24 protein-coding genes are annotated in these 26,514 nt (G+C 52.9%); 13 read left to right on the forward strand and 11 right to left on the reverse strand.

Annotation, left to right across the window (positions count from 1 at the left end):
- Nucleotides 1-67 precede the first annotated feature (67 nt).
- Nucleotides 68-1,459, forward strand: a complete 1,392-nt coding sequence (locus ACO0LM_RS17610; RefSeq protein ID WP_423038543.1) for a hypothetical protein — start codon at nucleotides 68-70, stop codon at nucleotides 1,457-1,459.
- A gap of 100 nt (nucleotides 1,460-1,559) precedes the next feature.
- Here the strand turns inward: ACO0LM_RS17610 and ACO0LM_RS17615 are convergent, their stop codons facing one another.
- Nucleotides 1,560-2,030 carry a DUF2721 domain-containing protein gene (locus ACO0LM_RS17615; protein WP_423038597.1) on the reverse strand — a complete coding sequence of 157 codons (471 nt, stop codon included), beginning with the start codon at nucleotides 2,028-2,030 and terminating at the stop codon, nucleotides 1,560-1,562.
- A 136-nt stretch (nucleotides 2,031-2,166) separates the two neighbouring features.
- Between ACO0LM_RS17615 and ygiD the strand changes: the two genes are divergently transcribed.
- On the forward strand, nucleotides 2,167-2,943 hold the full coding sequence (ygiD, locus tag ACO0LM_RS17620; RefSeq protein ID WP_423038544.1) for a 4,5-DOPA dioxygenase extradiol: 777 nt from the start codon (nucleotides 2,167-2,169) through the stop codon (nucleotides 2,941-2,943).
- 236 nt (nucleotides 2,944-3,179) lie between these two features.
- On the opposite strand, the gene ACO0LM_RS17625 is transcribed toward ygiD, so the two are convergent.
- A complete protein-coding gene (locus ACO0LM_RS17625) occupies nucleotides 3,180-4,526 on the reverse strand; it encodes an ATP-binding protein (protein ID WP_423038545.1) in 1,347 nt (448 codons plus the stop codon).
- Nucleotides 4,526-5,251 carry a response regulator gene (locus ACO0LM_RS17630; RefSeq protein ID WP_422989964.1) on the reverse strand — a complete coding sequence of 242 codons (726 nt, stop codon included), beginning with the start codon at nucleotides 5,249-5,251 and terminating at the stop codon, nucleotides 4,526-4,528. The genes ACO0LM_RS17625 and ACO0LM_RS17630 overlap by 1 nt, the downstream gene beginning before the upstream one ends.
- Nucleotides 5,252-5,619: 368 nt before the next feature.
- Here ACO0LM_RS17630 and ACO0LM_RS17635 point away from each other — a divergent pair, with 368 nt between their 5' ends.
- Entirely contained in the window at nucleotides 5,620-6,189 is a 570-nt protein-coding gene (locus ACO0LM_RS17635; protein WP_423038546.1) for a Spy/CpxP family protein refolding chaperone, read from the forward strand.
- A 123-nt stretch (nucleotides 6,190-6,312) separates the two neighbouring features.
- Here ACO0LM_RS17635 and ACO0LM_RS17640 read toward each other — a convergent pair whose 3' ends face one another.
- The 3 genes from ACO0LM_RS17640 to ACO0LM_RS17650 all read right to left on the reverse strand — a co-directional run bounded on the left by ACO0LM_RS17640 (nucleotide 6,313) and on the right by ACO0LM_RS17650 (nucleotide 11,451).
- A complete protein-coding gene (locus tag ACO0LM_RS17640; protein WP_423038547.1) occupies nucleotides 6,313-8,562 on the reverse strand; it encodes a bifunctional diguanylate cyclase/phosphodiesterase in 2,250 nt (749 codons plus the stop codon).
- Nucleotides 8,563-8,772: 210 nt separating this feature from the next.
- Nucleotides 8,773-10,047: an Hsp70 family protein gene (locus tag ACO0LM_RS17645; RefSeq protein ID WP_423038548.1), complete on the reverse strand. Its 1,275-nt coding sequence runs from the start codon at nucleotides 10,045-10,047 to the stop codon at nucleotides 8,773-8,775.
- Between the two features lie 90 nt (nucleotides 10,048-10,137).
- Nucleotides 10,138-11,451, reverse strand: coding sequence for a hemolysin family protein (locus ACO0LM_RS17650; protein WP_423038549.1), 1,314 nt, complete (start codon nucleotides 11,449-11,451; stop codon nucleotides 10,138-10,140).
- Between the two features lie 78 nt (nucleotides 11,452-11,529).
- On the opposite strand from ACO0LM_RS17650, the gene ACO0LM_RS17655 reads away from it, so the two are divergent.
- A complete protein-coding gene (locus ACO0LM_RS17655; protein WP_423038550.1) occupies nucleotides 11,530-12,759 on the forward strand; it encodes a TCR/Tet family MFS transporter in 1,230 nt (409 codons plus the stop codon).
- Between the two features lie 100 nt (nucleotides 12,760-12,859).
- Here the strand turns inward: ACO0LM_RS17655 and ACO0LM_RS17660 are convergent, their stop codons facing one another.
- Nucleotides 12,860-14,185 carry a dicarboxylate/amino acid:cation symporter gene (locus tag ACO0LM_RS17660; RefSeq protein ID WP_423038551.1) on the reverse strand — a complete coding sequence of 442 codons (1,326 nt, stop codon included), beginning with the start codon at nucleotides 14,183-14,185 and terminating at the stop codon, nucleotides 12,860-12,862.
- On the opposite strand from ACO0LM_RS17660, the gene ACO0LM_RS17665 reads away from it, so the two are divergent.
- Nucleotides 14,108-14,377: a hypothetical protein gene (locus tag ACO0LM_RS17665; protein ID WP_423038598.1), complete on the forward strand. Its 270-nt coding sequence runs from the start codon at nucleotides 14,108-14,110 to the stop codon at nucleotides 14,375-14,377. The genes ACO0LM_RS17660 and ACO0LM_RS17665 overlap by 78 nt on opposite strands.
- An 82-nt stretch (nucleotides 14,378-14,459) precedes the next feature.
- Here ACO0LM_RS17665 and ACO0LM_RS17670 read toward each other — a convergent pair whose 3' ends face one another.
- Nucleotides 14,460-15,917: a PLP-dependent aminotransferase family protein gene (locus tag ACO0LM_RS17670; protein WP_422989950.1), complete on the reverse strand. Its 1,458-nt coding sequence runs from the start codon at nucleotides 15,915-15,917 to the stop codon at nucleotides 14,460-14,462.
- A gap of 185 nt (nucleotides 15,918-16,102) precedes the next feature.
- On the opposite strand from ACO0LM_RS17670, the gene ACO0LM_RS17675 reads away from it, so the two are divergent.
- The 6 genes from ACO0LM_RS17675 (at nucleotide 16,103) to ACO0LM_RS17700 (ending at nucleotide 20,158) form a co-directional block, all read left to right on the forward strand.
- The gene (locus tag ACO0LM_RS17675) at nucleotides 16,103-16,399 is read left to right on the forward strand and encodes a hypothetical protein (RefSeq protein WP_423038552.1); all 297 of its coding nucleotides are present in this window, start codon (nucleotides 16,103-16,105) and stop codon (nucleotides 16,397-16,399) included.
- A 285-nt stretch (nucleotides 16,400-16,684) separates the two neighbouring features.
- Nucleotides 16,685-17,110 carry a hypothetical protein gene (locus ACO0LM_RS17680; protein ID WP_423038553.1) on the forward strand — a complete coding sequence of 142 codons (426 nt, stop codon included), beginning with the start codon at nucleotides 16,685-16,687 and terminating at the stop codon, nucleotides 17,108-17,110.
- A 353-nt stretch (nucleotides 17,111-17,463) separates the two neighbouring features.
- Nucleotides 17,464-17,805, forward strand: a complete 342-nt coding sequence (locus ACO0LM_RS17685; RefSeq protein WP_423038554.1) for a PadR family transcriptional regulator — start codon at nucleotides 17,464-17,466, stop codon at nucleotides 17,803-17,805.
- Nucleotides 17,802-18,401 (forward strand): DUF2812 domain-containing protein, encoded by a 600-nt coding sequence (locus tag ACO0LM_RS17690; protein WP_423038555.1) that lies wholly within the window; start codon nucleotides 17,802-17,804, stop codon nucleotides 18,399-18,401. The genes ACO0LM_RS17685 and ACO0LM_RS17690 overlap by 4 nt, the downstream gene beginning before the upstream one ends.
- A 259-nt stretch (nucleotides 18,402-18,660) precedes the next feature.
- Nucleotides 18,661-19,221 (forward strand): GNAT family N-acetyltransferase, encoded by a 561-nt coding sequence (locus ACO0LM_RS17695; RefSeq protein ID WP_423038556.1) that lies wholly within the window; start codon nucleotides 18,661-18,663, stop codon nucleotides 19,219-19,221.
- Nucleotides 19,222-19,336: 115 nt separating this feature from the next.
- A complete protein-coding gene (locus ACO0LM_RS17700) occupies nucleotides 19,337-20,158 on the forward strand; it encodes a hypothetical protein (protein ID WP_423038557.1) in 822 nt (273 codons plus the stop codon).
- 552 nt (nucleotides 20,159-20,710) lie between these two features.
- Here the strand turns inward: ACO0LM_RS17700 and ACO0LM_RS17705 are convergent.
- Entirely contained in the window at nucleotides 20,711-21,568 is an 858-nt protein-coding gene (locus ACO0LM_RS17705) for a hypothetical protein (RefSeq protein WP_423038558.1), read from the reverse strand.
- Between the two features lie 317 nt (nucleotides 21,569-21,885).
- Here ACO0LM_RS17705 and ACO0LM_RS17710 point away from each other — a divergent pair, with 317 nt between their 5' ends.
- Entirely contained in the window at nucleotides 21,886-23,652 is a 1,767-nt protein-coding gene (locus ACO0LM_RS17710) for a DUF1800 domain-containing protein (protein WP_423038559.1), read from the forward strand.
- Nucleotides 23,653-23,786: 134 nt separating this feature from the next.
- Nucleotides 23,787-25,187 carry a DUF1501 domain-containing protein gene (locus tag ACO0LM_RS17715; protein WP_423038560.1) on the forward strand — a complete coding sequence of 467 codons (1,401 nt, stop codon included), beginning with the start codon at nucleotides 23,787-23,789 and terminating at the stop codon, nucleotides 25,185-25,187.
- A gap of 25 nt (nucleotides 25,188-25,212) precedes the next feature.
- Here ACO0LM_RS17715 and ACO0LM_RS17720 read toward each other — a convergent pair whose 3' ends face one another.
- Both ACO0LM_RS17720 and ACO0LM_RS17725 read right to left on the reverse strand, forming a co-directional pair.
- On the reverse strand, nucleotides 25,213-25,809 hold the full coding sequence (locus ACO0LM_RS17720) for a chromate transporter (protein WP_423038561.1): 597 nt from the start codon (nucleotides 25,807-25,809) through the stop codon (nucleotides 25,213-25,215).
- Entirely contained in the window at nucleotides 25,809-26,375 is a 567-nt protein-coding gene (locus tag ACO0LM_RS17725; protein WP_423038562.1) for a chromate transporter, read from the reverse strand. Before ACO0LM_RS17725 ends, ACO0LM_RS17720 begins: the two co-directional genes overlap by 1 nt.
- Between the last annotated feature and the right edge of the window lie 139 nt (nucleotides 26,376-26,514).

Below are 26,514 nucleotides of genomic sequence, written 5' to 3' on the forward strand. Positions count from 1 at the left end.
ATTGCAATTGCCAGCATAAAGCTACAATGGTGAGAATTTCTCTATTTTGCAAGTCATCGGAGTCAGCGTGTTTCAGCAAATCAAAACAGTCTTAGTCGTTTTTTCCAGCCTGGCATTGGTGGCTTGCGGTGGTAGCAGCAGCTCGGGCACATCTGGCGGCACCGCCGCCAACCCCATGGCGATTGCGGTTCCCGATGCGCTGACAGTGACTAGTGGTGCCCCCCTGAGTTTCAATGGCCAGGCCAGCAGCACTGCCGGTGTCATCACGAATATGTACTGGCAGGTAGAAAACCTGACCCTGTCTGCCAATCCGCTGACAGCCGTGACCAATGCCGATTGCAAGACCATACAAAAAAGCACTAGCGGTTCGGAAGCCAGCTGTGTCTTGCAAGTGACGCCGCCTGCCTTGCTCACCGCAGACTACACCTACAAGTTCACCCTGAATGCCGTCGATGTCAAAGGCAATACCGTCAAGGCATCCACTACCTTAGTGGTGAAACAGGAAGCGTCCACCACCGCCAATCCGGTAGCCAAGGTCAGTGGCAACAGCACTGCCACATCCGGCGACAAGGTCAGCCTCACTTGTGCTGGCAGTAGCGGTACGCCGGCAACCACGGGCGAGCCTTATTCGTATCAATGGGTGGTCAGCGACGCCGCTGGCACGACAGTGACCCTGGCAACGACAGATACTGCCGCGACCAGTTTTATCGCTCCTGTGGTGACAGCCTCTACGGCCTTGAAGCTGCAATGCCGTGTTACGGATGACAAGCAAAAGGTCGGCACAGCGACCCAGACGGTCACGGTCGCTCCCATTATCAAACCTACTGTGGTGCCCATTTCTTATAGCGGTGGCACAGTAGCTGCCGGCGCTACGATCAGCCTGGATGGTAGCAAGTCCGTCAAATACGACGTCAATGGCAAGGTCGACAGTAGCACACCTCTGTTCTATTACTGGAAGCAAAAATCTGGTCCACCTATAGAGATTTTCAATGCCTTCAGCAGTGTTGCCAGTGCCGCCTTGCCCAAGTTTATGGATACCCGCACTGCCTTTGTGTTTACATTGAATGTGTCGAATTCAGTGATTACCTCCAGCGGGTTTTCGCTTGATCCGATTGCACAGTTAGATGTGGTGTTTTATGTCGATCCCCTGACACCTATTTCGCTGGTGTCGTACACGCCGGTACAGGTCGTATTGACTGGTAGTGCTGTCACCCTGAAAGTCGATGCCCCATCCAATACCGGGTCGAATATTGTGTACTACAGTTGGTCGCAGATAACCGGCACGGCCGTTGTCATTGCCGGTGCCAGCACTGGAAACGCTGGTTTTATAGCGCCCAGCATACCTGGCACACTGGTTTTCCGCGCTACTGGCAGTTATCAACCCATCACGGTGGCAAATCCTGGCACTGCTTCCATAGACGTGATCGTCACGGTGCAAGCACCTGTAGTTTCAAAATAACAAGTACAAAATAGCAAGCAACCTATGAGGGCGTGTGGACACGCCGAATAAAAAACCCCGCATCAAAAGATGGCGGGGTTTTTTTATTCAGATTCAGCGTTTATTCACGCGCAATGATTTTATGCCGGCCCAATTCGCGTTGGCGGGTCAGGGTCTTGGTGGCAACGAAAATTTCACGCAGGAAGTAGATGAAACTGCCTATCAGTGAAAAAACACCGGCCACAAACAACAGCGCGATCGGCTTATCCAGGCTTAAACTGGTGGCGTCACCCAGAAACAAGGTTGCGATGACCAGGCAGATGAACAAGCCACACGAGGTGCTAAGCGTGATGGCCCGGTTGATCAGGTGCGAGCGCTCATACAGTTCATGTAGCTCTTCTTCCAGACCGGGTGGAACGGGTAGCACGGCATCGTGGCCGTGCAACAAGTCTTCGATCACCCGCGATCTGTCAATAATGCGTGCCAGTCGATTGGTCAAGACCGAAAGCGTGGTGCCCACGCCGGTCAGCAGAAAGACCGGGGCAATGGCCAGTTGAATGATATGGCTGACATCACCGAGCTGTAAATTAATCATGTTTTTTATCCTTAAGCTTTTTCCCGGATTTTACAGGGGAGCACGCCCTGGCGGGCAAACATGAACAAGTCTTTTGGCGTATTCTGACACTTTCGCTGATACTTTCGTCAGCATATTGCCAGCAGGAGTTTCCATGTCTGTATCCCCGCGCTCACCCGCCATCTTCATCGGTCATGGTAGCCCCATGAACGCTCTGGACGACAATGACTATACCCGTGCCTGGCATGATCTTGGACAAACGCTGGCACGCCCCAAGGCGATCCTGATGGTCTCTGCCCACTGGATGACGCGTGGAGTGGCCGTGACGGCCATGCCCAGGCCAAGGACGATTCATGATTTCGGCGGTTTTCCGCAAGCCCTGTTTGATATCCAGTACCCGGCTGCCGGTGACCCGGCGTTGGCCGCCCGGGTGGCAGACTTGCTGGCACCCATGACGGTGGTACAAGACCAGCAATGGGGTCTGGACCACGGAACCTGGTCAGTACTGGTCAAGATGTATCCGCAAGCGGATGTGCCGGTCGTGCAACTGAGCCTGGATTTGTCACAGCCAGCAGCCTGGCATTTTGAACTGGGACGGCAATTGAGTGTTTTGCGTGACGAGGGTGTGATGCTGATGGCCAGTGGCAATGTGGTCCACAATCTGCGACGCATGTCATCCGAAGTGCGAGCGTATGACTGGGCACAACGCTTCAATGACACTATGCGAGCAGCCATCCTCGAGCAGGACTGGGACAAGCTGGTGCATTATGAACAGTTCGGCAACGATGCCAGCCTGGCCGTACCCACCAATGAACATTTCTTGCCCGTGCTGTATGTGCTGGGCAGCAAGCGGCCGGATGAACGAGTGACCGTTTTTGCCGAAGGCATGGAACTGGGTGCCATTAGCATGATGTCAGTGGCGGTATCCTGAGAACCTGTTTACGATCTTAAGCGCGAGCGCAATCGGAGTCCACACGGGGCTCATGCGCTGCTCAAAATGCTCATGGTCTTGAGACCATTCCGCTTTTTGCGCTGCGTTTTTGTTACCCTTACCCCGCTGATGTACGCGCGTTCGCTCGCTACAGATCGTAAACAGGTTCTGAATGATAGCCAAGCCAGTGAATAGTCAGGTCGGGCGCAAACAACGCCCGCCTTTATCTGACCGGCTTAACTCGCCTGCAAAGGCAAAGTCAGGCGCACTTCCAGCCCGCCTTCGGACAGATTGCTGAGTTGCAGTTTGCCGCCGTGTTGCTGGACGATGTTCTGGGCGATGGTCAGGCCCAGGCCGGTGCCGCCGGATTCGCGTGAGCGTGAGGTTTCGATGCGGAAGAAAGGTTCAAATACCTTGCTCTGCAATTCTGGCGGGATGCCGCTGCCACCGTCGCGTATCAGTACATGCATGACATCGTGGGCGGCATCCTTGCCCGCCACCAGGCTGACCTTGGCGAAATGGCCATATTTGACAGCATTGTCGATCAGGTTGGTCAGGCAGCGTCGCAGGGCTTGCGGCCTTGCCATCACGGTAACGCCGGGCTGTCCCTGAAAGCTGACATTCTGGCCGGCGTCGGCTGCATCGGCACAGACGCTGTCGAGCAGGGAATCCAGATCCAGCGGTTTCAGGGCTTCATTGCTATCCATGCTGCGGGCCAGATCCAGACCCTCGCGTATCATCATTTGCATGCCGGACAAATCTTCTATCAGTTTGTCGCGCAATTCATCATCCTTGACCTTTTCCAGACGCAGGCGCAGGCGTGTCAGCGGGGTTTGCAAATCATGGGTGATGGCCGCCAGCATATGGGTGCGCTGGGCAATGTGCTGCCGTATCCGGGCTTGCATGGCATTGAAGGCGCGGGTTGCCTGCAGGATTTCGGTGGCCCCTTTTTCTGGTAAGGGCGGGCGGTTGATGTCTTGCCCCAGCGCGGTGGCGGCTTGCGCCATTTGCTGCAGGGGGCGCATGGACATGCGGGCAATAATGTACGTCAGTATGGCAATGCTGGCCATGAACAGGAACAGATACTGGATGAAGTCTGGTCGCAAAGGGGGGGCCGGACTGCGTGGCGGCAAGACGGTCAGGCGCAAGGCCGTGCCGTCATGCAGGGTAATGCCCAGTGCTTCGCAGGGCAGACGGTTGGTCTGTATGTTTTGCGGCGCGCGCGGGCAGGATGCCGGATCTTGCGCCAGTGACATCACGCGAAAGGTCTTGCCCAGCCTTTCACCGACGGCTGCTGCATATTCTGAACGTTGCGCCTGGTCTGATGTTTCGGCGGGCAATGTGGCGACCTGCAAACCCAGGCGTGGTGCGGTTGCCAGGAAAGCTTCGCGATTGGCGGCTGGCAGCGCATCCAGCGCCAGTACCAGCTGTTCAGCCCGTTCCACCGCATGCGAGTCACGATATTGGGTAATGGTTTTCTGGCGCTCGCCAAACGCCAGCCACCAGGTCAGCGCTGTGGACGCAACGACACCAAGTAAAAGAATGGCAAATACCCTGCCCCACATCGATGACAAAATTTTCATTATTCTTGCTCCACCGCGACGGTCACGGCCAATACATAACCACCATTTCTGACAGTCTTGATGATTTGCGGCGAGCGCGCATCTTCCCTTAATTTCTGGCGCAGGCGACTGATCTGAATATCGATGGAACGATCAAACGGATCGGCATCGCGCCCATGTGTCATGTTCAACAACTGATCACGATTCAGGACACGGTTGGGGTGATCCAGGAAGATGTTCAGCATGCGGAATTCAGCACCCGACAAGGACACCACCATATCATCCGGGCTGATCAGGTGACGTGCTGTCAAATCCAGGGTCCAGCCGGCAAATTTAAGTTTTTGCAAGGCCTCACCGGTATGCGGATTGATATTGCTCTGGATGCGCCGCAACACGCTGCGTATGCGCGCCAGCAATTCACGTGGTTCAAACGGTTTGGGCAGGTAATCGTCGGCGCCCATTTCCAGGCCCAGGATGCGGTCCAACGGTTCGCCACGTGCAGTCAGCATGATGACCGGCAGGGTCGATTTGCTGCGCAAGGTGCGGCACAGGGTCAGGCCGTCATCACCTGGCAGGTTCAGGTCGAGCACGATCAGGTCAATTTGCTGATTTTGCAGGGCGGCCCACATCGCATTGCCTTCGGCAGCGGTGACCGTACTATAGCCATTATTATCAAGATAATCGGCTAGCAAATTGCGGATGTCGCGGTCGTCATCAACAATCAGAATTTTATTTGGTGTGTCCATGGGTTTCATTATGAGCCTGGTCCGTGCTATGAAAACGAAGATTTTGTATCGGCTTGTTATGATAAACCGATCAGGAAACAGTACGTAACATACCATCGTATGGTACTTCAGGTTGTTACACGTCGATACAAAGCGAGGCTAGACCGACATTTTTGGGTTACATCTGTCCCGCAAGATACGCTCCATGTCTGAGGCAGCAATGCCGGGATGTGAGCAAAATGGGATGGGTGGCAAGTGCTGAAACGGCCTGCCTGTCTGATTCGGTTCAGGTCCTGAAGGTAATACGTCACAGTCAGGTTGCTCGCTGTTTTACAGTTTGCCGGAGACCAGGCAGCGAGTATGTTCAGTCTGTTAAGAAAGCGAAAATTATGAATACCTTACAAAAAAAATTGGCTCTTGGTTTGACGGTTATTACGATGGGAATCGCCGCCGGTGCATTTGCACAAAGCACTCCTCCTGCAGCATCAGCAGGAGATCACGCCAGCCACAGCCGCACACCAGTAGACCCGGCCAAGTGGGCCGAAAAGATGAAAGAGCGCATGGCCAAGCATCAGGCAGAAATGCATGATAAATTGAAAATTACTGCAGCGCAGGAACCGGCCTGGAAAACCTTTACCGATGCCATGAATCCTGGTGCCATGCCAGCCCGTCCGGACCATAAGGAAATGGCCAAACTGAGCACACCGGAGCGCATGGAAAAAGGCCTGGAAAAAATGAAAGAGCATCTGGCGAAAATGCAGACGCGTCTGACCGCACTGAAAATTTTTTATGCTGTCCTGACACCAGAGCAGCAAAAGATTTTTGATGAAAGCCATCGCCGCATGGAATCCCGTATGCGCGAACGCATGTCGCACATGGGTGGCCATGGTGCCGGTCCTGGCCACGACATGCACCGTGACGGCGGCGGACGTCCACCGATGATGGACAAGAAAAACTGAGTCCCGGTTAATCACCACCATGCAGACAGACAGCAATGCCTGTCTGCTTTTTTATTGTGGGGAATGGTGATGGCAACGTGGATGTAATGCAGCCTGCTGTCCCGGTGTCTTGATGCCAGATGTTTACTGCGGACGCATGCTGTTGCCCTTGGTGTTGATCCATTCAACAAGATTTTCTTCCATCATAGGGCGGCCTATAAAAAAGCCCTGGCCTTCGTGGCAACCCATGGCTTCCAGCGTTTTCCAGTGGGTCGCATGTTCCACCCCTTCGGCGATCACTTGCAGACCGAGTTTTTTGCCCAACTGGGTGATCAGTTCGGCAATGCGCGGGCCTTCCGGCGTGTCGATCTGGTTCACAAAGGCACGGTCTATTTTCAGCCTGTCCACCGGTAGTTTATCGAGATAGCTGAGAGAAGAAAAACCAGTTCCAAAATCATCAATCGCAATGTTGACACCCAGGGTTTGCAGCTTGCTGAGCCGGGTTTCAAACATGGCAGCACTGCTCATGGTGACCGATTCGGTAATTTCCAGTTCCAGGTTGGACGGGGCCAGGCCACTTTCTTTCAGCGCTTTTTCGACGATATCGATAAAATCATCCTGGCGGAACTGCACGACCGAGACATTGACACCCATGCGTCGCGGCGCGATACCGGCCTTTTGCAGCCTGACCATCATGAAGCAGGCGGTCCGCAATACCCAGGCACCCAGGCTGATGATGAGGCCGGAATATTCGGCCAGGGGAATGAAATCATTCGGTGGTATCAGCACGCCCTCGTCAGTGCGCCAGCGTATCAGCGCTTCCAGACCGGTAAACTGGCCGGTTGCCAGATCGACTTGTGGCTGATACATCAGAAACAGACGCTCGGCATCAAAGGCCGTGTGCAGATGCTGCATCATGGTAGCGCGTTCGCGTATTTCTATACCCATCGAGCGGGTAAATACGGTACAACTGCCACGCTGATGCATTTTGGTACGCTTGAGGGCGATGCTGGCATCTTTCAAAGGTTCGGCACCATCACCGTGATAGCCTTCCAGTGCCACCATGCCTATCGACATGGACACTGAATGCGCGGTGGCTTCTATCGTAAATGGTTGAACAAACAACTGCTTCAGGGTATCGGGTTCCAGCAAATCCTGGTCACCCAGCAAGCCGAATACGTCGCCCGATATACGTGCAAAAAACACACCCTCCCCCAACTGGTCGCGCAAGCGGTCCGCCACGGTTTTCAGCAGCAGGTCTCCATAATGATGTCCGAGTACGTCATTGATTTCGGCAAAATCATCAATGTCCAGCAATGCCACCATTTGCGCCGGCAGTTTTTGTTCCAGTGCCATGCCGATCTGGTCGATGAATTTCAGGCGGTTTGGCAACTTCAGCAACTGGTCGCGGTAAGCATGATTCTTGAGTTGATTGACCAGGCTCAGGTTGTCCAGGCACACCCCGAGATTGGCACAGAATACTTCCAGCAGATCACGGTTGATTTCTGACAGCGGGTAAGGCAGGTCGACAAAGGCAGCCAGTGGCCGGTTGCCGCGTCCGGAAAAATACAGGGTCATGCTGTAGGGACCAAACAGCGGTTCCCGCCTGGTCAGTACCTGGCGCAGTGCTTCCCGTACCTTGGCGTTGTCAATTTTTTCAATCGGACAATTCATCAACTGGCTGTAGTGCCCGGCCGAGGCAATCACATTGAAGATCTCGGGTGTTGCCTCTTCATCCATTTCATTCAATTCACCCTGGGCACACAACAAGCCTTCGGGCGGTACGCCACACAGGGCCGCAATCTGGGTAATTACACCGCTGGCAAATGCCTTGATGCCATGATCAAAAGTGAATGCAGCGCTGGAGGTGATGATCTGGTGCAGCCCGCGCCGGCTGGCGTCTATCGTGCGTATTTGTTCATACGAACGGATGGCCGCCGTCAGTGAGGTCAGCAGCTTCTTGCGCGTCAGTTCATTCTTGGTTTTGTAGTCATTGATGTCATAGTCGCGTATCGCTTCTTCTTCCGGCGCATAGCCGGGCTGGCCGGTACGCAGAATGATGCGGGTATCGGCCCAACCCAGGTCGTCGCGGATGAAACTGACCAGCTCCAGACCGGCATGTTCAGTTTCCATGACCACGTCCAGCAATACAACGGCGATATCACTTTCTGCCGCAAATACTCTGCGGGTTTCGTCTTTGGAGTAGGTGTGGATGAATTCCAGCGGGCGGTTCAGTATCTGCACATACTGCAGGGCGAAGCGGGTCGTGCTATGGACATCTTCATCATCATCGACAATCGCCACTTTCCAACTGCGCACACGCCTAGGATCTCCGGAGAGGTCGGGTGTATCTTCTATGATGAATAATTCGTCATCGTCTTGCACATTCGACATGCCTTCTCCGGATAGAAAAGTTCATTATTGCAGTCTGGGACTCATATCATACTTCAGTACTTACATCATGGAGACTTGCCTACGCATTCTAGAGCGAGTTGATCTAGTATAGGTAAGTTTGCTACTGCAAGGACAGTAAAAAATCGCCGCTTTGTTTCGCCAGCCACAGATTATTGTGAGGAATGGTGAAATTGGCGTCCAGCTTCAGCGTCAGGCAAAGCGGCGTGCCGCATCCAGACCCAGGCCAGAACCGATACTGCCAAACAGATCACCCTCGACCTTGCGCGCAGTCGGCACGATGCTGGCAATTTGCTGGCGCAAGCCACGTACACCGCTGGAGCCGCCGGTAAAGAAAACGGTATCGACCTGGTCCGGCCTGACCTGTGCTGCTTGCAGTACGGTGTTGACGGTGTCGCCTATCTGTATGGTCAGCTGTGAAATGGCCGTTTGCAATCCAGCCTGATCCAGTTCCAGCAGGCAGGGTGAGGTGCTTTGTTTGCTGCGCAGTCTATCCAGCGGCAGGCTGATGGCTTGTTGATCCGATAATAATATTTTTGCTTCTTCCGAACGGATGGCAAGCCAGTGACCATCGCGTTCTTCCACCAGGCGCAGCAGGCGTTCAAAGCGCAGGCGCAGATCGGCATTGTTGATGTCGCGATAGACTTCCTGCAATTCACGCCAGACTTTTTGTGTGTAGGCCAGGTTGATGGTGTGCCAGGTGGCCAGGTTGAAATAATAGCTGGATGGCACCTCGATTTGCGTACCCAGCCGCCCGCCCAAACCAAGCAGGGGCATGACATGGGTCAGGCTCAGGTATTTATCGAAATCAGTGCCGCCGAGATGGACGCCGCCATTGCCCAGGATATCGTCCTTGCGTTCGATTTTGCTGGCGCGTTGCGGTGACAGGCGCACCAGGGAAAAATCCGAAGTACCACCGCCAATATCGGCAATCAGCACCAGTTCTTCCTTTTCTATGCGCGATTCATAGTCGAAGGCGGCGGCGATCGGTTCAAACTGAAACTGTACTTCTGTAAAACCGGCAGCACGGGCGATTTCTTCCAGGGTATCCTGGGCCAGTTGATCGGCCTTGCTGTCATCATCGATAAAATGCACGGGGCGACCCAGCACGGCGCGGTCAAACCGGATGCCTGCTGATTTTTCTGCCCGTTGTTTCAATTCACCGATGAACTGCGCCAGCAAGTGGCGAAAAGGCAGGGCCTTGCCCTGCACTTCAGTCTGTCCATCCATCAGGCTGGTGCCCAGCAGGCTTTTCATGGAACGCATCAGGCGCCCTTCATAGCCAGCCAGGTAATTGCTCAGCGCCGCCCTGCCGTAAGTGACTTCATCATCCTCGACATTGAAAAATACTACGGATGGCAGAGTGACTTTGTCTTCTTCAAGCTGCAACAGTGCTGACTGGCCTGGGCGGTGCCAGCCTACCGTTGAATTTGAGGTACCAAAATCTACTCCACATGCTTGCGACATGAAACTTCCTGACAAAAAACCAATGACACAGAACACACTGTTCCGGCGATGTGCCCGGCAAGCCTGCCAGGCGGGATGATGACCATATCCTCAAGTGGATGGCGCTGCCTCCATGGAAGACAGGCGTACTACCAATAACTGATCGATACGGTAATGATCAATATCGACGACTTCAAACTTGTACAACCCCACCATGACGTAATCGGTACGCTTGGGTATTTTCTTCAGCATGGTCATCATGAAACCGGCAATAGTCTCATAGCTGCCCTGCTCAGGCAAGGTATCAATATCGAGTGCACGGCAGACATCTTCTATCGTGGTGGCACCATCGATCAGCCAGGAATTGGCATCACGCTGGACGATCTGGTCTTCCATGAAGGGATGGACCAGATTGCCCATCAGCGTACTCAGCACGTCATTGAGCGTAATCACGCCGACCACCAGTGCATATTCATTCAGGATGACGGCAAAATCTTCGCGTGTACCCTTGAATTGTTCCAGCATTTCCGACAGGGTCAATGAATCCGGTACCGCCAGGGCGGTGCGTATGGACAATTCCTGCACCTTGGAAAACGCCTGGTTGGTCAGTACACGCTTGAGAATATCCTTGGATTCGACATAGCCGACCACATTGTCGATATGACCATCACATACCAGGAACTTGGTATGTGGATGGTCGGCGATTTTTTGCCTGATAACCACATCCGTATCCTGCAGGGTGAAGAAGACAATACTGTCGCGCTGTGACATGGCCGATGGCACGGTGCGGCTTTCCAGTTCGAATACATTGCCTATCATATGGTGTTCACGTTCTTGCAATACACCAGCCTCGGCACCGGCATCCACCATGGCATAGATTTCATCCGAGGTAATTTTCTCGTTTCTTTCGGTCGGCAGATTCAGCATGCGCAGCAGCAGATTGGACAGGCCGTTGAAAACCCAGACCAGCGGCTTGAACAGGCGCACGCACGTCAGCATCGGGCTGACCACCAGCATGGCCACGGCTTCCGGCGAAATCATGGCAATCTTCTTGGGCATGAGATCGGCAAACAAAATAAACAGCGAAGTCACGAACAGGAAGGACGTCACGAAGCTGGCAGTTTCCACCCAGGTGTTGAGACCGACTATGGAGATGAACAGCCTGGAAATATATGGTGTCAGCGCCTGTTCACCCAAAATACCGCCGAGGATGGCGACCGCATTCAGGGCGATTTGTACTACGGTGAAAAAATGCCCGGGTTCCTGTTGTAATGCCAGCACCCTGGCTGCGCGTGGCTCGCCTTCTGCTTCGAGTATTTGCAGTTTTACCTTGCGTGCGGCGGCCAGCGAAATTTCCGACATGGAAAAAAATGCACTGATGGCGACCAGCAAGGCAATGATGAGAAAGTGGTCAAACAAAGCCATATTGTCCTCTTGGCGGATGTGTCTAGCGGTAATCATATACTATTGCGCTTTGAATATTCCGCCTGAAGGTCAGCAGATATGACGAACCCTGAGCAGCTTGACGCGGCTACACCGCTACCGACCAATGTGCGTTTTGTATTGATCACCGTGTTTCTGGATATTCTGGGCATAGGGCTCATCATTCCCGTCTTGCCGCGCCTGGTGGGCAGCTACATAGGCCAGGCAGACAGCCAAGCGTACTGGTATGGGGCCATCGTCGCCATCTATGGCGTCATGCAGTTTGTCTTTGCGCCCATGATAGGGGCGCTCAGCGACCGCTTTGGCCGCCGTCCGGTATTGCTGACCTGCGTATTCGGTCTGGGCCTGAATTTTCTCTTGCTGACCCAGGTCACCAGTATTTACTGGATGCTGGTGGTACGCGCCATCGGCGGTGTGACTGCCGGTAACCTGTCGGTAGCAAATGCCTACATCGCCGACGTGTCCAGCCCGGAAAACCGCAGCAAGGCACTGGGCAAGATCGGTGCCATGTTTGGCCTGGGCTTTATCTGTGGCCCGGTTATCGGTGGGGTATTGGGTGAAGCCCATATTCACTATCCGTTTTACCTGGCGGCGGCGGTATCGCTGGCGAACGTGGTGTATGGTTATTTTTCTTTGCCAGAATCCCTGCCACCAGACCATCGCAAAGCTTTTCATATTTCCGCCGCCAATCCCTTTGCCGGTTTGCGTGGCTTATCGCATCTCAGTGGTGTTGGTGCCCTGGTCTGGGTGTATGCACTGACCATGTTTGCCCAATTCACCCTGCAGACCACCTGGGTCTTGTCTACCGAATTGCGCTTTGGCTGGACACCGATGCAAAATGGCTTGTCGCTGTTCATGGTGGGTATTTCCAGTGTGCTGATGCAGGGTGTGTTTCTGGGCCGCTACATCAAACGTGTCGGCGATGCGAATGCCGTGCTGATAGGCCTGGCTTCTTCTGCCATTGCCCTGACCATGTATGGCCTGGCGAATCAGGGTTGGATGATGTATGTGCTGATCTTGTGCAATGTGCTCGCATTTGCTGCCGGCCCCGCCTTGCAGGGATTTTTCTCACGCGCCGTGGATGCGCGCTCGCAAGGCATCGCCATGGGTTCACTGACTGGCCTGGCCAGTATCATGAGTGTGTTTGCGACCTTGATAGGTACTTCCCTGGTGGGTCAGGTCAGCCATGTGGCCAAGGGCAGCGTCTTGCTGGGCGCACCCTTCTTTCTGGCCGCTATTGTACAGGTGATGGCGCTGACTCTGGCGATGCGGCATTTGCGTAAAGCCTGAAATAAAAACAGAAACAACGAAGGCAAAAACAACAAAAACAACAAAAACAAAAAAGCGGACTTCAAGTCCGCTTTTTCATTGTTACTGGCTGCGTCAATGATCAACGCTGGTTTGCCATGTGCAGTTGTGTCTTGTCCAGCACCAGTTCAGGATCATCGGCTTCTTCTGATGATTCATTGTTCAGGCGCTTTTGCATCTTCAGGATATCCACATCATTACCCCATTTACCGACCACGATGGTGGCAACGCCATTGCCGATCAGGTTGGTCAGGGCCCGTGCTTCCGACATGAAACGGTCTATACCCAGAATCAGAGCCAGACCGGCAACCGGGATACCACCAACCGCAGACAGGGTCGCTGCCAGTACGATAAAGCCACTGCCGGTGATCCCTGCTGCACCTTTCGATGTCAGCAACAATACTGCCAGCAAGGTGATTTGCTGCATCAGGCTCATCGGTGTGTCAGTTGCCTGGGCGATGAAGACCGCCGCCATGGTCAGGTAGATCGAGGTGCCATCCAGATTGAAGGAGTAACCGGTAGGGATCACCAGGCCAACCACGGATTTTTTCACGCCCAGGTTTTCCAGTTTCGCCATCATGCGTGGCAAGACTGATTCCGAGGATGATGTACCCAATACGATCAGCAATTCTTCCTTGATGTATTTGACAAATTTCCAGATGCTGAAGCCATGCAATTTAGCGATGGTACCGAGTATCCCAAAGATGAAGATCAGGCAGGTGGCATAGAAAGTCCCCATCAGGTAAGCCAACTGTACCAGGGAACCGACACCGTATTTACCTATTGTGAAAGCCATCGCACCGAAAGCACCAATGGGAGCTGCCTTCATGATGTAACCAACGATGACGAACAGCACATGCGAGAGTTTTTCAACAAAGTCGAAAATCATCGTGCCACGACCACCAAAACGATGCAGGGCAAAACCAAAGAATACCGAGATCATCAGCACTTGCAGGATTTCACCCTTGGCAAAGGCATCCACCAGCGTGGTAGGAATAATCGCCATCAGGAATTCTGTCGTGGTCTGCATCTTGCCCGGGCCGGCAAAGGCAGCCAGGCCCTTGGTATCCAGTGTATGCACATCGATATGCATGCCAGCACCAGGCTGTACCACATTGACGATAATCAAGCCGACGATCAGCGCCAGGGTACTGACAACTTCAAAATACAACAGCGCCATGCCACCGGTCTTGCCGACTTTCTTCATGTCTTCCATGCCGGCGATACCGACAACGACGGTACAGAAGATGATCGGGGCGATCATCATTTTGATGAGTTTGATAAATCCATCGCCCAGCGGCTTCATGGAAGCGCCGGATTCAGGATAAAAATGACCAAGCAACACGCCCAAAATAATGGCGGATATGACTTGGAAATAGAGGGATTTGTAGAGTGGCTGAGATTTCATCCTTGGTCTCCGTTGGATGTCATTAAATCCCGCTTTTCTGAAAAAGATTTTGGCGGGCAAGACGCGGAATTGATTTCCGTCGATGGCGCCATTATCGAAAATGTCGCATTAACGCACAATTGTGGCTTTCCACAGCTACAGCCAGGTGCACGAAAAAGAGGCATCCGAAAAAATTGTCACGGCAAGCGATAGCGCCTGGTAACAGCATAGTACGCAGATGGTGCTAACACAACCGCAGGAATTTGCGTCTGCAGGAGACCACACGCCGGGGAAATCAAGCCGCAATATGCTGTTTGAGATGGGCCTTGTGCTGGATGATGCGTCCCAGAGTACGCATGGCGTCATCCAGATCCTGGGTGTAGGGCATGCCGCAGTTGATGCGCAGGAAATGATCAAAACGATTTGAATTCGAATACAACAATCCCGGCGACACCAGGATGCTTTGTTCCAGTGCAGCGTCAAATACGGCCTTGGATGAGGTGTTGGGCGGCATTTCTACCCAGATCGATACCCCACCGGCAGGCGTGTTCATGCGCGTGCCTTCGGGAAAATAGGTGGCTATGGCCTCTGCCGTTCTTTCCCTTTGCTGGGCCAGCGTGCTACGTAGTTTCCGCAGGTGACGGTCGTAGGCCGATGACAGTATGAAGCTTGCCGCAACGATTTGCGACAATTCTTCGTTGTAGCGGGTATGCGCATATTTGAGCATATTGACCCTGGCTTGCCAGCGCCCGCCCAATATCCAGCCCACCCGCAGGCCAGGTGCCAGGATTTTATGTACCGACGCGCAGAAAATCACATTGCCACTATGGTCCCAGTGCTTGAGTGCAGTCGGTATCTTGTCACCATCCACCAGCGCGCTATACGAATCATCTTCGATCAGAGGTATCTGCTGTGCTTCGCACAAGGCCACCAGCCTTTGCTTGTGTTGTTCCGGCATGATGCTGCCGAGCGGATTCTGCAAATGCGGCACCACCACCACCGCCTTGATATTGTCATAGGTGCGCATCGCCAGTTCCAGCGCTTCCAGTGAAATCCCGGTGCTGGGGCTGGTGGGAATTTCCAGCGCCTTCATGCCCAGGCTTTCCAGTACCTGCAACAAGCCATAAAAGGTCGGCGATTCGACGGCAATGACATCACCGGCCTGTGCCACTGCGCGCAGTGCCAGGTTCAGTGCTTCTATGCAGCCATTAGTGATCACTACTTCATCCGCAGAAATGCTGATGCCGCAATCCAGCGCGCGTTTGGCCAGTGCCGCTTTCAGTTCACGGTTGCCCCCGGGCGAAATCGGCTTGGTCAACAATTCCGGGTAGCGCCGCAGGGTACTGACTGTCAGGCTGCGCAATTGCTGATGCGGGTACAAGGCCGGCCCGCCGGTTGCCCGCGCCAGATTGCATTTGACCGCCCGTTGCCCTTGGGAAATTATTTCGGACACCCTTTCGTGGATGCCGACAAACTGCGCCGGGTCGATCAGTTTGCCCACCGTTGGTTCCTGCGCCGGTATCAGCCGCACCCGCCGTGGCTGCCGCACGAAATAGCCGGAACGCGGACGGGCCTCCAGCCAGCCTTCGGTTTCCAGATGGCGGCACAACTGCAATGAGGTAGACAGGCTGACACCATGCACCTGCATCAGCTTGCGCACCGACGGCATGCGGTCGCCCACTTTCAGCGTACCGCAACGTATCGCATTCAGGTAGTGGTCGGCCAGTTGCCGATAAAGCGGGATGGTTTGCATAGTCTCATCATGGGATGTTTAAGCCGCCCTGCACAGATACAGTTTAAGCCTATCTGCACGATAACAGATTATAAAACGATTGCCTGATGCGATACAGATGGGCTTTTTCTGTGTCTGTGCGACGTGCCCGCCAAGACCTATCCTGAAAGCCACATCAACTACCTCAATCATCCAGGAGCACCATCATGCAATTCCACAAAATCCAGCCCGGTCAGCGCCTGCAATGCCTGCTAGTGCCGGGCAGCAGCCTGCATGTGCAATCCGGTCAATTGCAGATGCAGGCAGCCCCCCAGTTTCTCGAAGGCGTGGCCTGGCAAGTGGATACCCGGCTCAGCGTGGGGATGTTCTATCAACCGCAACATCATGGCTGGGTAGAAGTGCAGGCGCTGGAGGCAAGCGAATTGCTGATACAGCAAAACGAGGCGACGGGGTGGCTGCAGAAGTTGTCGCAGGTTTGGCGCAGTGGGTGGGCTTATGTGTAGTGGCAAAGTAAGCTAGTTTGAAATGCAGGTGAACAAGACGAAGAGCTCAGATCAGCAGAAACAATGAAATCTCTGCAGCATTTCGACAAAACATATGTACGGCAGGACAGAACTATTTAGGCAACCGGCCTCTTTTGAGTGGCTGATATGGCAATTTTATTGGATACTAAGCCTATCGCACCATCCAGGTGTCATTGATCTGAAACCTTCGTTTAAGCAGGAGAGCCTCGTTTGGGAGTTGCCCTAAGCTTATTCATCTGGCGGTAGCCCTGATAATTCACAATCATGCCCTCCACTATGTGTGCTAAATCGTTATGCATTAAAGCTTTATTTTTATTGGCCTTGTGTCCTTATTTGGCAAAGGCTGGTGACCATATGATTATTTCTGGCGTCGAAAAAAGGATCATTGTCGATAGAATAAATTCTGAGTATGGATTTTCCGAAATAAACGAATTTGATGGTTTTGAAAAGAAAATTCTAGCTATAACAGTTGATTCTGGATACGGCGTTTTTCGGAAAAGTATTTACATCTACGTTAAAGATGAAAGCGATTCAAAGTGGCATTTGGCAATTTTTCGAGCCACAAATTCTTCGCTTATAAAAATAACGATGAGTGATAAAGGAATTTTTGCCTTTTCAAAAAAAGGAAAGCAATTATTATTTTTATCCACAGAAGGATTGAATATGAACTTTGATTTTGAAGAGCAATGACTTGAATAGTCGAGACTGCTTGCTCCCCATCTGCTGCCCTATTTGTAATCCTGTTGTGTGGATATAGGGACGAGTTGGCCGCACGACAGAGGGGAAAGATCATCACCAAAAAAGGCCGGATGAGGAGAAACTCAATCGGCCTTTTTGCATTCATGGCACTGAATCCCGTTCCTGTTGACCACAGATGAACCGCAAATTCGCGAGGCAGAGTATCAATTTCGCCTTACACGCGCCAAGCAAAAAATTTTATTGACATTCAAATTCCTGCTGATACTATATCGACTGTCGATATAGCGTTGATCGATATATATAATAATGACAAAAAAATGGCAGTAAGTATCAAGGGGAGGCGGATGGAAGAAATAAATTACTCAAAGTATCTACCACTGTCAGAGGCGACTTTTTATGTGTTGCTTGTGCTGACCGAGCCTTTGCATGGCTACGCCATCATGCAAAAAGTGGAAGACATCAGCGAAGGCAATGTTGTGATTGGCCCCGGTACCCTGTATGGCGCGTTTGCGACTTTGGAAAAACAGGGCTTGATCAGCAAGGTCAGGGAAGAAGAGCGGCGCAAGTACTACGAACTCAGTAAAAAAGGGCAACTGGTGCTGGCCGAGCATATCCGCCGGCTAGAAATCATGGTCCGTAACGCGCAAGTGGCGCTGTCAAAAATAAAAATGGGAGAGGCAAAGTGAGCGAAACATTGATCAAGAAATTCAAATGCTTCTGGTCGTGGGAAGATGAGAAAGAACAGCTATGGCTGCAAGAAATGGCTAGCCAGGGTTTGCATTTGAAAGGACGAAATTTTTTCGGTGTCTATGGTTTTGTGCAGGGTGAACCCGCTGATATTGTCTATGGCCTGGATTATATCCCCGGCCTGAATATGGATTTCGCAACAACAATGGAACCAGATGTTAACTATAAACAGTTCCACAACCAGTTAATTGCTGACGCTGGCTGGGAGCATGTGCTTGAAGCGGCCGGCTGGCAATACTGGCGCATGCCTATGCGGAATGGCAAAGTGCCAGAAATATATACAGATACCGTTTCCAAAAGATCCAAATACAAGCGGCTCTTGTGGGATATGTGTATCTGGAATTTGGCGCTGCTACCAACCGCGCTGTATCCTCAAAACGAGCTTAGGAAATTGGATCATAGCTTGTTGGCGTATATCGTCTATTGTGGCATAGTTATGCCAATCAGCCTGTACCTGCTGTATGCGTCCCTACGCGTGTATTTGCGTATGCGGCATTTGCAGAAAAGGGATGAGATGCTGAAAATTGGCGGGTAGCCGACCTTGATGAAATGTTGAAGTCTGCTGCCAGACTAAACAAACCACCAGAATTCACTACCAAATGCTTGGCATAGATGTGGCGGGGGATATCGTTAGAGCAGACTCCTGCTTTCTGTTATCTGAGTAGGTGGAACGCCGGAGCTGTATCGTTGAGGGGTCGGATTTTCTATCTTTTTACGTACACAGACTTTACCGCAATCCTGTCCTGTCACACGCGGTTATAATTTGTAGACTATTCGCTGCCTGAAAGTTCAACATGCCCGCTTTCGACCAAGTCACCATTGACACCGCACGCCTGCACCTGCGCCCTCTATGTATGGATGATACTGCTGACATCCTGCGCATACGCTCAAATGCGGATGTCATGCTTTACATGAGCACAGCACCATGGATAGACATCGGTCAGGCTATTGCCATGGTCGAGCGTGACCAGGCCGCCATGCCCAAGGGCGAATTCCTGCGTCTGGGATTAATACGCAAGACTGACCAGGCCTTCCTCGGCAGTTGCACCCTGTTCCACCTTGATGCGGGTTGCTGCCGTGCCGAAATTGGTTACGACATGGATGCCGCCGCCTGGGGGCAGGGCTATATGCATGAAGCCCTGGTCGCCCTGCTAAATTACGGCTTCAATGAAATGAACCTGAACCGCGTCGAAGCCGACATAGACCCGCGTAATCTTAATTCAGCCAAGTCACTGGAAAGACTGGGCTTTATCCGCGAAGGTTTCTTGCGCGAACGCTGGATCATTGACGGTGTGGTGTCGGATACAGCGCTGTATGGTTTGTTGCGCAGTGACTGGCTGGCACGGGGGAGCTGAGGCTGTTTGATTTTGAAAGTTGAGATGTATTGATATACGAATACATTGGAACGCTAGACATGAAGGCTGCGTCGCAGAAAACGATAATCTAGGCATTCTTCGCTAATGACCTAAAATGGAGAATATAAAGATGGGCGGAGGCAGTTATATGATCATAGGGCCGGATGTCGAAAAGCAGATGGCACCTTTTAAATTCTTTGAAGGCGATGTCGACGAATATGTGCGTAGTATCGACATGTTACCTGAGTTCAGGGAAGACTATAAATACCATATAGAACATCCAACCACTCGAGAAAAAAATCTGAGTTTTGAAGAATTCGTTAAAAACCGGGCGCGGAGTTATCCAACTCTGGAAAACGGGGAAGTACCTGACTTAAAAGGTGAACATAAATTTGGATGGAAGCGGGTCAATAGCGGCGGCGAAGTGACGGAATTATTCTACCGGAATAGACCTGGAGGCTTCTGGTTTTCTTGGGGAGTACTAAAGAACTCCTGGAAACTCAAACCTGGAGCAGTCAGTGCGTCAACCGCTTCAATACACGACTCTTCCGATGGACAGCGATCTGGTTGTACTGGCAGTGCCTTAAAAGGAGCCATAGACTGGGAGAGGATGCGGTCAGATGCTACTGAAGAAGCCGCTCAAATTTGGGACCTGGCAGCAGCAGGTTTGCCACTTCCTGCGTATATGAATTACCTTAAATTTGATGTTAGAAAGCGATTACATTACCCTCGTGACAAATTCATTCAAGTTGCTTGCGATTCGCAAATTGACACATCTTGCTTAATTATGAATGACAAGGTATTTTTCGACGAATGTTTTGACGGTGGATGGGAAGAGGTGCCAACAAAACTAGATGCTTGGTATCGCTACCTAAATGAACTCATTGATTCACTGCCAGACGACATACTAATTACACACGTTTATACAAAAGAGTGATTTTTCAGGGGTGATGTATGGCATGGAGGGTGACGCTGAAATTGCCCACACTTTTGTTCTTACTGATGGAACGACCGTTCTTGGTTTTTCCCAATATCTGCAGTTAAGTTCGTAAGTGTCACGTATGCCGAACGACAATCTTTAACGGCCCATTTTAGCAATTGATGGAATACATGCGTCACACGTGCCCCGTTTTTTCTTGTCGAACAAGATGGATGTGGTAACTACAAAAATGTGCCAATTGACATTAAAGATGAAAAAATTCTGAGTTTTTTTGTGATAGGTTTTTTTCTATTGACAGGATAATTAGTCGCTGACCTCGGTGAACATAAAACTCCTGTAAGCCCCTCAATGAGATTCCAACTTTCCGCACAAGAAAATACGATCAATGAAAAGCAGGCATTTGCAACACAGCCACGATCGTCGCGCAAGTGGAAGGCACTCTGTTTTCAACTGTTACAGTCCACTAGTATGTCTGACCACTTCACATTGATGTGTTTCCTGACAAACTCCATCAGCAAGCGATGAGGTGTGCTAGCTGATTACTGTCACCTAAGGAAAAAACTCTTTCAACAAGAAGTTTTCCAGCTCAGCACTGTCTTCCAGGCGTGCAGACTTGCGGACGACCTGGCCCAGGCGTCTTGATTCCCAGCTGAAATCACCCTTGTATTCCATGCGTATGATTTCTATCATGCGGCGGACGACGGCCAGGTGGACGTCGCCGCCAAGGCCGGCGTCGACTTCAAAGAATTGTTTGCCACCAGAGGGAATGGAACGGGTGTTCCAGCCGCGGAAAGAGAAAGATGCCATGCGTGTGCTGGTGCTGATCAGTTCAAACACGCCGCTGCCACCCTTGCCCTGAGCTTGTTGCATGCTGCGGCGGACATTGGCTTCGGCCACTTCTTGTGGTGACATGCCACGGCCTGCCTGACGGGCACCTTCGTTTTCCTGTGCGGCGGCGGTTTCGGCGGCACGGCGGCGTTCACGGGCGGCGTTGACCATGGCCATCATGTCCATTTCTGGCGGCGCATTGACCTGGGGTGGCGGTGGCTGCACGATGGTGGGTTCGGTGACAGCGACCACGGGTGGCAGTTTAGGCTGGGTGATGGTGTTTCTGGTTGGGCGGGTACGCACAGGCGTCGGTTCCACCTTTTGCTTTTTCTGCGAAGTGGCCTGTTTGGGCGCCAGTGTCGTTTTATCCATCAGCAAGACGACGGGATTGTCTGAACCTGCATTCTCGCCCTTTTTTTTCTTGAGAACGCTCATGTTCAACAGGAAATAAAGCAAAAGCGCATGGATGATCAATGCCAGCAAGATGCCGAGCATGCTGGCAGGACGGAACCGGATGTGTAAATGAATTTCACCCGGTAGGGAAACTTCATCTTCTGGCGCTTCTATACTCAACTTCATGGGCAGTGAACCGGTATGCGGAATTTCAAGGTGGCAAGCATACCTCAAACTATGCTTAACGCCTGTAACAAAGATTGTCTAGGGTGGGTATTTCCAGTTCCCATCACATGACGGAAAGTGAAAGTGTAACAAATGCCGCAGCCAGTTTCATGTTTACGGATGCTTATCGCTTAAATATAAGCAAAATCCTCACATCTCCTGACAACTGCTTACAAATCTGTAATGGGATTATCGGCGGTTTCCTCTAATGTTGAAATCTGGAATTCAGTCAAGTCAGCCTGCGCAAGCCAGCCTGATTTTCAACCGGGGACAAAAACATGGACGGGCAATTTACAAGTGTGAAGACTGACCGCGACCTGGATCAGGACGGGTTTGTTGACATGAACAATGATCCGGATGGCAAAACCAGTGCGGCCCTGACCGCTGCCGCCCTGGCGACCAGTGCCTTGCTGGCTGCCTGTGGTGGTGGTGCTGACAGTCCGTCGGCGAATGCGGCGGCGGGCCAGGTGGCTGGGGCGCCACCTGCGCCCGCGCCGTCAGCGGCCCCTTCTGTCAGTATTTCCGCCACTGAGGCGTCGCGCTTCCTGGCCCAGGCCAGCCTGGGGGCCAGTCGCGAACAGATTGCCCGGGTCCAGGCGCTGGGTTATGCCGGCTGGCTGGAAGAACAGTTCAAGCTGCCCGGTAATGGTAGCCGCTGGGATTGGCTGGTATCCAAGGGGCTGAATGACGCTACCTACCGCAATTCCCAGGCGGGTTTTGATTCGACGGCCTGGCGCAAGCTCATCAGTTCACCCGATACTCTGCGCCAACGCATCACGCTGGCCTTGTCGGAAATTATCGTGATATCGATTGATGGCCTGATCGGTGGCGGTTGGAAAGCATTTTCTGCGGCGGCCTGGCTGGATATGCTGGAAACCAATTGCTTTGGCAATTATCGCGATCTGCTGCAACTGGTGTCTACCAGTCCGGCCATGGGGCAATACCTGACCTTTCGCGGCAATACCAAATATAACCCGGTCACCGGGGCGCTCCCCGATGAAAATTATGCGCGTGAGTTGATGCAGTTGTTCAGCATCGGCCTGCTTGAACTGAACATCGACGGCACGCCGCGCCTGGACGATGGCAAGCCCATAGAAACCTATACGCTGGACGACATTACCGGTCTGGCCCGCATTTTCACCGGCTGGGATTTTGACCTGGCGGGTGGCAAGGCGGATACGCCGGATTTCATGCGTCGTCCTATGCTGCAAATCGCCAGCCGGCATGAAACCGGGGCTTCGACATTTTTGAAAAACACCGTGCCTGCCGGACTGAGTGGTGCAGATGCACTGAAGGCGGCGCTGGATATTATTTTTGCGCATCCGAATGTGGCACCGTTCATCAGCCGCCAACTGATACAAAGGCTGGTGACCAGCAATCCTGCGCCTGCGTATGTGGCCAGGGTGGCGGCGGTGTTCGATAACGATGGCACTGGCACCAGGGGTAATTTGCAAGCCGTGGTCAGCGCCGTCTTGCTGGACAGTGAGGCCCGCAACAGCCTGAACCTCAGCGATGTGCAGTTTGGCAAACTGCGTGAACCCATGCTGCGCTTTCTGGGGTGGGCGCGTGCCTATAAGGCGACGGCCGCCAATGACATATGGAATATTGGCAACACCTCGGACCCGGCGACCAAGCTGGGACAAAGCCCGCTGCGCTCACCTTCGGTATTCAATTTCTTCCGCCCCGGTTACGTGCCGCCAAACAGCGCGATTGCGGCCGCGTCTTTGGTGGCACCAGAATTCCAGATCACCAATGAATCCTCGGTGGTTGGCTATGTCAATTACATGCAGCGTGCGGTCAGCAACGGCGTCAGCGATGTGGATGCCGACTATAGTGGCTTGTTGCCATTGGCCGATACCGCCGGTGCCTTGCTGGATGAAATCAACCTGGTGCTGGCGTCGGGTGAGTTGAGCAGCGATACCTTGCTGAGCTTGCGCGCGGCAATTGACAGCATGCCGGCGGGTACCGATAACCGGCGCAAGCAGCGCGTGTATGCGGCATTGACCTTGGTGCTGGCGGCACCGGAATTCATCGTCCTTAAATGAATAGGACTGACGCAAAACCGCCCCAGCTGCGTTGCAGCTCCTAACCGTACTATTCGTACTGTCTTCGTCGCTACGCCTTGCTGGGACAATTTTGCGTAAGTCCTAAATAAATCAGACTATAACCGGAATCCATCATGAAAAATTTAACCACGATGAATGCATCCCGCCGCGCTTTTTTACAGCGCGCTTCCGCCTTGTCGATAGCCGGTGTGGCTACGCCATGGGCATTGAACCTGGCTGCCATGGCCGAAGCTTCTGCCGCCAATGCCAATGACTACAAAGCCATAGTCTGCGTTTTTCTGTATGGCGGCAATGATTATGGCAATACCCTGGTGCCGTATGACAGCAGCAATTACAATGCCTATTATCAATTGCGCCCTACTCTCGCGTATAGCCGCGACAGCCTGGGTGGCACGGTATTGAACCCGCGGGCGGTACCGCTGGATAGTGCCGGTGTCAGCCACCAGTATGCACTGGCACCTGAACTGGCGCCTTTGCTGCCGATTTTCAATGCCGGCAAGATGGGGGTGTTGCTGAACGTGGGCACGCTGGTACAGCCCACCACCAAACTGCAATACAGCAATAAGACCGTGCCCTTGCCACCCAAGCTGTTTTCACACAATGACCAGCAATCGGTATGGCAGTCATCCGCACCCGAAGGGGCGACCTCTGGCTGGGGTGGCCGCATGGGTGACCTGTTCCAGTCCGGGAATGGCAATGCCACCTTCACCTGTGTCAATGTGTCTGGCAATGCGGTGTATTTATCGGGCAAGACGGCGGTACAGTATCAGGTATCGACCAATGGTTCGGTACCGCTGAGTGGCTTGCAGGCACCGCTGTTTGGTTCGGCCGCCTGTTCCGCAGCCTTGCAAAACCTGGTGACGCAAAACCGCACGCATTTGTTTGAAAATGAATATACGCGCGTCAGCAAACGTTCCATCGATGCGAATGGTGTGCTGACATCGGCACTGGCTGGCGCACCGGCCATTACCACCTCATTTGATGAAAACAATAATCTGGCCCAGCAATTGAAAATGGTGGCGCGCATGATTTCCTGCAACAGCGCGCTGGGTGCAAAACGCCAGGTGTTTTTTGTATCGATGGGTGGCTTCGATACCCATGACGGCCTGGTATCCACTCACCCTGGTTTGCTGAGCAGCGTGGCCGACGCCCTGTCCTCGTTTTATGCGGCGACTCAGGAACTGGGCGTGGCCAACAAGGTTACCAGTTTTACGGCTTCTGATTTTGGCCGCACCCTGAGTGGTAATAATGATGGTTCCGACCATGGCTGGGGCAGCATGCATTTCATGCTGGGTGGTGCGGTGAATGGCCAGCGCTATTATGGTACCGCGCCCATCGTGGCAAACAATGGGCCGGACGATGTGGGCCAGGGCCGTTTGCTGCCGACGACTTCCGTCGATCAGTATGCGGCTACGCTGGGCAAATGGCTGGGCGTATCGGACAGTGATTTGCTGACACTGTTACCAAACCTGGTCAACTACAATGTCAGTGCACGCAATCTGGGTTTTGTGTGATGAATGAGTACAACACAGTGCCATTTCAGATCAGGCCAAACCAGCCCAGAATGGCACCCGCACCCAGCAGCCATAACAGATGCAGGCGGGTGCGCCAGACCACCACGGCGCAAGCCAGTGTCAACAGCCACAAGGGCCAGTCCTGTACCGCCTGGTTATGCGAGGCGGCCATGATCCAGCCAGTGGCCAGCAACAGGCCAATGACGATGGGAGCCATGCCCAACTTGAATGCGCGCACGCTGCGCAGTTCACGGTTGGCGTGGCCCCAGCTGGCCGCCATATAAGTCAGTGTGGTGCTGGGCAACAGGATGCCGGTCATGGTGACCAGCACACCCAGCAGACCGGTCCACATGCCACCGGCATTCATGCCCACATTCCAGCCCATCAGGGCAATGAACAGCACATTCGGGCCGGGTGCTGCCTGGGCTATGGATACCGATGCATTGAACTGGGCATCTGTCAGCCAGCCCTGTTGCGCCACCAGATAGCGATGCATGTCCGGCAGTGTGGAAACGGCACCACCTATCGATAACAGCGACAGCATCATATAGTGCATGAATAACTGCAGCCAGTCATTCCAGTCCAGAGAAATCTGCAAGACGGTGTGGGCGGTATCCGGCATTATTTCAATCTCCGGTAAACCAGGGTACAGGCGATGCTGCCCAGCACCAGCAAGACATACGCAAGCGGCAGGCGGAACAGGGCGATGCCGACAAAGCAAACCGCACTGAAAGCCAGCGCGATGTTTCTGCCCATGGGGTTACTGTTTAATGCCGGTATCAGTTTTAATGCGGTGGCGATGATCAGGCCGGCAGTGACGGCACTCATGCCGCGCAAGGCACCGACTACGCTCGGGTACTGGGCAAACTGGGCATAGATCACCGCCAGTACCAGTACCAGCAGCAGCGGGATGGACAACATGCCGGCCAGTGCCGTCATGGCACCCGGCAAACCAAAGTGACGATGGCCTATCATCATCGAAAGATTAACCACGTTCGGCCCCGGCAATATCTGCGCCACGGCCCAGTCTTCGACAAATTCTTCTGCAGTCAGCCAGCGTTTTCGTTCCACCAGTTCACGCTGCACGATGGCGAGTACACCGCCAAATCCTTGCAATGCCAGCAGGGTAAAAGAGACATACAAATCCGTAAGGGATGAGGGCCGCTGGCTCGTTGGTTCAGTGGACATGATGGTGGCAGTTTGGGATTGACGCAGACCTCCATTGTAAAGCAGCAGAGAAAATGCTGCTGGGCAAAATTGGTGACTTGCTAAATGTTTGCTTAGGTAGCATAAATTGCCATATTAAAGAGCAAACACGTTTACACGT

The sequence above is a fragment of the Undibacterium sp. Di26W genome (genome assembly GCF_049340265.1).
Taxonomy (GTDB): domain Bacteria; phylum Pseudomonadota; class Gammaproteobacteria; order Burkholderiales; family Burkholderiaceae_D; genus Undibacterium.

Coding starts and splice junctions, on each gene's coding strand:
- ygiD (WP_423038544.1), top strand. CDS start 2,167: ATGTCTGTATCCCCGCGCTCACCCGCCATCTTCATCGGTCATGGTAGC.
- ACO0LM_RS17625 (WP_423038545.1), bottom strand. CDS start 4,526: ATGAAAATTTTGTCATCGATGTGGGGCAGGGTATTTGCCATTCTTTTA.
- ACO0LM_RS17630 (WP_422989964.1), bottom strand. CDS start 5,251: ATGGACACACCAAATAAAATTCTGATTGTTGATGACGACCGCGACATC.
- ACO0LM_RS17635 (WP_423038546.1), top strand. CDS start 5,620: ATGAATACCTTACAAAAAAAATTGGCTCTTGGTTTGACGGTTATTACG.
- ACO0LM_RS17640 (WP_423038547.1), bottom strand. CDS start 8,562: ATGTCGAATGTGCAAGACGATGACGAATTATTCATCATAGAAGATACA.
- ACO0LM_RS17645 (WP_423038548.1), bottom strand. CDS start 10,047: ATGTCGCAAGCATGTGGAGTAGATTTTGGTACCTCAAATTCAACGGTA.
- ACO0LM_RS17650 (WP_423038549.1), bottom strand. CDS start 11,451: ATGGCTTTGTTTGACCACTTTCTCATCATTGCCTTGCTGGTCGCCATC.
- ACO0LM_RS17655 (WP_423038550.1), top strand. CDS start 11,530: ATGACGAACCCTGAGCAGCTTGACGCGGCTACACCGCTACCGACCAAT.
- ACO0LM_RS17665 (WP_423038598.1), top strand. CDS start 14,108: ATGACCAAGCAACACGCCCAAAATAATGGCGGATATGACTTGGAAATA.
- ACO0LM_RS17660 (WP_423038551.1), bottom strand. CDS start 14,185: ATGAAATCTCAGCCACTCTACAAATCCCTCTATTTCCAAGTCATATCC.
- ACO0LM_RS17670 (WP_422989950.1), bottom strand. CDS start 15,917: ATGCAAACCATCCCGCTTTATCGGCAACTGGCCGACCACTACCTGAAT.
- ACO0LM_RS17675 (WP_423038552.1), top strand. CDS start 16,103: ATGCAATTCCACAAAATCCAGCCCGGTCAGCGCCTGCAATGCCTGCTA.
- ACO0LM_RS17680 (WP_423038553.1), top strand. CDS start 16,685: ATGCCCTCCACTATGTGTGCTAAATCGTTATGCATTAAAGCTTTATTT.
- ACO0LM_RS17685 (WP_423038554.1), top strand. CDS start 17,464: ATGGAAGAAATAAATTACTCAAAGTATCTACCACTGTCAGAGGCGACT.
- ACO0LM_RS17695 (WP_423038556.1), top strand. CDS start 18,661: ATGCCCGCTTTCGACCAAGTCACCATTGACACCGCACGCCTGCACCTG.
- ACO0LM_RS17700 (WP_423038557.1), top strand. CDS start 19,337: ATGGAGAATATAAAGATGGGCGGAGGCAGTTATATGATCATAGGGCCG.
- ACO0LM_RS17705 (WP_423038558.1), bottom strand. CDS start 21,568: ATGAAGTTGAGTATAGAAGCGCCAGAAGATGAAGTTTCCCTACCGGGT.
- ACO0LM_RS17710 (WP_423038559.1), top strand. CDS start 21,886: ATGGACGGGCAATTTACAAGTGTGAAGACTGACCGCGACCTGGATCAG.
- ACO0LM_RS17715 (WP_423038560.1), top strand. CDS start 23,787: ATGAAAAATTTAACCACGATGAATGCATCCCGCCGCGCTTTTTTACAG.
- ACO0LM_RS17720 (WP_423038561.1), bottom strand. CDS start 25,809: ATGCCGGATACCGCCCACACCGTCTTGCAGATTTCTCTGGACTGGAAT.
- ACO0LM_RS17725 (WP_423038562.1), bottom strand. CDS start 26,375: ATGTCCACTGAACCAACGAGCCAGCGGCCCTCATCCCTTACGGATTTG.